1 protein-coding gene is annotated in these 1,061 nt (G+C 64.9%); it reads right to left on the reverse strand.

Annotation, left to right across the window (positions count from 1 at the left end):
• Positions 1 to 47 precede the first annotated feature (47 nt).
• Positions 48 to 1,061, reverse strand: a 1,014-nt coding sequence (locus EN879_RS36925) for a pitrilysin family protein (RefSeq protein ID WP_164774892.1), incomplete at its 5' end; no start/stop codon positions are given.

The raw sequence follows: 1,061 nt of genomic DNA on the forward strand, positions 1-1,061 counted from the left end.
GCGGCGGGAGGGGGGGGCTGCCTCGCTCACGGGGATCGAATTCATCATCAATTCCCCGCCTGTTGCTGCGGCAAGAGATAGCCGGTCGTCGACCGGGCGGGCACCAGATAGCGCGGGGCGACCGCCTTGACCTCGTCTGCGGTGACCTTGCGGATGCGGTCCGTCCATTGCTGGACGTCCTGCACATTGCCGCCGGTGGCCAGCGTCGAACCGTAGATGTTGGCCATGGAATCCTGCTTGTCGCGGGCAAAGATCATCGACCTGACATAGCGGTCCTTGGCCTTTTCCAGTTCCGATGGCGTCACGCCATCCTTGACGATGCGCACCACCTCCGCATCGACTGCCGCTTCGACGTCGGAAATCCTGGCATCGCCGCGCGGCGCGCCGTAGACGGTGAAGTTGGTGTCGTCGAGCATGGTGCCCTGGAAAAAGGCGCCGGCGCTGGATGCGATACCTTGCTGGACGACAAGCGCCTGGTAGAGCCGGCTGCGATTGCCGCCGCCGAGGATCTCCGCCAAGAGGTCGAGCGCTTCCGCCTCGCCCGGCTTTCCCGAATGATAGGACGGCACCACCCATTGCGTGGAAAAGCTCGGCACGCTGACGCGGGCATCGGAGAGCGTGACCGTGCGCTTGGTGTTCTGCTCCGGCTCGACCGGGCGGATGCGGGGCGGCAGATCGGGGCCGCGCGCCACCTTGCCATAGGTCTTTTCGGCCAGCGCCCGCACCGTGTCCGGTTCGACATCGCCGGCGACGATCAGCACGGCGTTATTGGGCCGGTAGTATTTGTCGTAGAAGGCGGTGGCGTCGACGCGGTTCAGCTGCTGCATCTCCTGCATCCAGCCGATGACCGGAATGCGATAGGGCTGGTTCTGCCACAGCGTCGCATCGACCTCCTCGTCCAGCACAGCCTCGGGGCTGTTGTCGATACGCGAGCGGCGCTCCTCGAGGATGACGTCGCGCTCGGTCTTGATGACATCATCGGTGAGGATGAGGTTGCGCATGCGGTCAGCCTCGAAGCTCATCATCAGCCCGAGTGCCGACGGCGCCACCGTCTCGTGGAA

It is taken from the genome of Mesorhizobium sp. M7A.F.Ca.AU.002.02.1.1 (assembly GCF_003998535.1).
In the GTDB taxonomy this organism is placed as follows: Bacteria; Pseudomonadota; Alphaproteobacteria; order Rhizobiales; family Rhizobiaceae; genus Mesorhizobium; species Mesorhizobium ciceri.